Origin of the sequence: Deinococcus sp. (assembly GCF_025362455.1) — a bacterium.
Taxonomy (GTDB): domain Bacteria; phylum Deinococcota; class Deinococci; order Deinococcales; family Deinococcaceae; genus Deinococcus.
The window spans coordinates 1-2,269 of sequence record NZ_JANYGJ010000266.1 but is presented as its reverse complement, the minus strand read 5'-3'; the positions used below and the strand labels follow the sequence as shown (position 1 = coordinate 2,269).

2 protein-coding genes are annotated in these 2,269 nt (G+C 63.2%); one reads left to right on the top strand and one right to left on the bottom strand.

The features are described 5' to 3' along the window. Nucleotides 1-285: 285 nt before the first annotated feature. Nucleotides 286-876, top strand: a complete 591-nt coding sequence (locus Q0R23_RS18175) for a hypothetical protein (RefSeq protein WP_293915371.1) — start codon at nucleotides 286-288, stop codon at nucleotides 874-876. Between the two features lie 15 nt (nucleotides 877-891). Here the strand turns inward: Q0R23_RS18175 and Q0R23_RS18170 are convergent, their stop codons facing one another. Then, on the bottom strand, nucleotides 892-1,752 hold the full coding sequence (locus tag Q0R23_RS18170; protein ID WP_293915369.1) for an SDR family oxidoreductase: 861 nt from the start codon (nucleotides 1,750-1,752) through the stop codon (nucleotides 892-894). Nucleotides 1,753-2,269 lie beyond the last annotated feature (517 nt).

Below are 2,269 nucleotides of genomic sequence, written 5' to 3'. Positions count from 1 at the left end.
CTGCTGCCAGAGGTGACCGAGGCATTCATACAGTTGACCTTTATTCGTATCATGATCCGGCGACTTGCTGAGTTTGAGCGGGAGAAACAGCTTGAATCAGCAGCCTAGCGGCAGCCTTACGCTTTCCAGACAGTCTCTAAGGTCAGCAACGCCGAACTGTTCGCCGGACAGGTCGAACTCCGCACGCGGGCCGACACCAACACCTACAACGAGGGGAATGCCGATTACGCGGCGCTGGTTGCCCGACTTGTCGCCTCCGCGCCGTCCGTCTCGGCAGCGTCGGCAGTGGGCGGCCTCTACCGCTTCAAGCTGGCCGGGCCGTTCATGCTGCCCGCTGGCGAAACGCTGACGCTGCCGTTCGCGGCGCCGCAGATCAGCGAATTCACGCGCTACGCTACGCTGGGCAACGACAATCAGAACTGGCGCTACGACTCGTTTCAGGCTCGCAGCAGCGGTGTGTTGGAGCGCGGTTACCGTTTCAGGGTCAGTCAGAATCTGCCGGGCGGCCTGATTACCGTGCGCGATGAGGGCCGCGTGGCTGGTCAGGCCGAGCTGACCGAAACCGCCAGCGGCCAACTTGTCGAGCTGATGTTGGGCCGCGATCCCGACGTGCGCTACACCCGCAGCGCCGAACTCATCGGCACCGAGCGCCGCAGCAATCCCTCCCGCGACATCGACACCTACAGAGTCAGCTACACCTTCGAGAGCAGCAAGGCGGTGGCCTGGCCGGTGGAGGTCAGCGACTATTTCCGGGCACGCACGCTGAAATTTGATGGCGCCGAGCTGAGCGGCAACGGCTACGCGACCACCACCGCCATAGTGCCCGCAGGCGGCAAGGTCACCAAAACGTTTACCGTCGTGCTGAACAACGAATAATCGGACAATCAACACTCACAGGTAGCTTTCGCTCAGCGTCCACAGCCGCTTGCCCGCCGCGTCGTCCAGGGCGTGCGACTCCGGCGCCTTGACGCGGGATTTGGCAAAATACAGCCCGCTCATCCCCTGTACCTCGCTGCTGGCCGCCAGGTAGATGCTGGTCTGGGCGCCCTGTTCGCTGCTGAGGAGAAACGGCGCGGCCAGTTTGTAGAAGCGTTTGGTGGCGCTGTCGTCACTCTGGCCGAAGCTGGAATACACCACGCCGGGGTGCAGGGCGTTGGCGGTGACGCCCGATTCGCGCTCGCGCCAGGCCAGTTCGCGGGTAAACAGCACGTTGGCGAGTTTGCTCTGGCCGTAGGCGGCCCAGCTCCGGTAGCCGGACTTGAATTCGGGATCCTGCCAGCGCATACGTCCGAAGCCGTGCGCGGCGCTCGACACGTTGACCACCCGGCCCCGGCTGGCCCTCAGCAGCCCCAGCAACTCCCGCGTAACGATAAAGTAACCCAGATGGTTGAGCGCCCAGGTCATCTCGATGCCCTCACGGCTTTCCTGGCGCCGGTCATACACGGCTCCGGCGTTGTTGACCAGCACGTCGAGCGTGCCAACCTGGCGAATAAAGTCCTGGGCCATCTGCACTGCCTCGCCGCGCAGGCTCAGATCGGCGACCAGGTGCCCCGCCGCGCCCATCTCAACCTGGGCAGCGGCGGTCTTCTCAGGGTTACGGCCCACGATCCACACCGAGGCGCCCCGGCGGACCAGCTCGGCGGCGGTGGCCTTGCCGATGCCGCCGGTAGCGCCGGTCACCAGCACGGTCTTGCCGGTCATGGGTCCGGTGGAGCGGGGAGAAACGGGGTCAGTGGTCGGGGGAGTGGTCATGTTCACCATGCTAGAGCTTACGACCCACCGAGATCAGTCCCCGCGCCTACAGGAGAGCGCTGGCGCTTTGAAGTTGCTGGCCACGAGGCCAAAAGAAGAAACCGCCCTCAAGTATCATCTCGAAAACGGCTTCTGCTGCGCTGCGGACTTCACCCGGCCCGCCCTGTAAATTGTGCGCTTAATGAATGAAGCATAGCCACCTGGCGTCACAGGACTGTCACAGATTTGTGAAATACCCTTCATGTTACGCTCGAACACGCTTGGGGAAGCGAACGCTAGAGTGAAGTTGAGTTTTGAGCCCCGGCCCTCACCCGAACGGGGTCAGCGATCAGGCTCCAGCACGGTGACCGGCGTGTCTACATATCTCTTTGTAAAGGTATCTCCTCGTCAAGCTTTAGCTTTACCGAGCGGAGCGGGCAGGCGTGCCCAGGCGGAGGAGTGGCATCCTCATGGGTGTCCGTTCACGACGACAGTCCGCTTTGCCCAAGAAGCGGGCAGGCGTGCCCAGGCGCGTCCG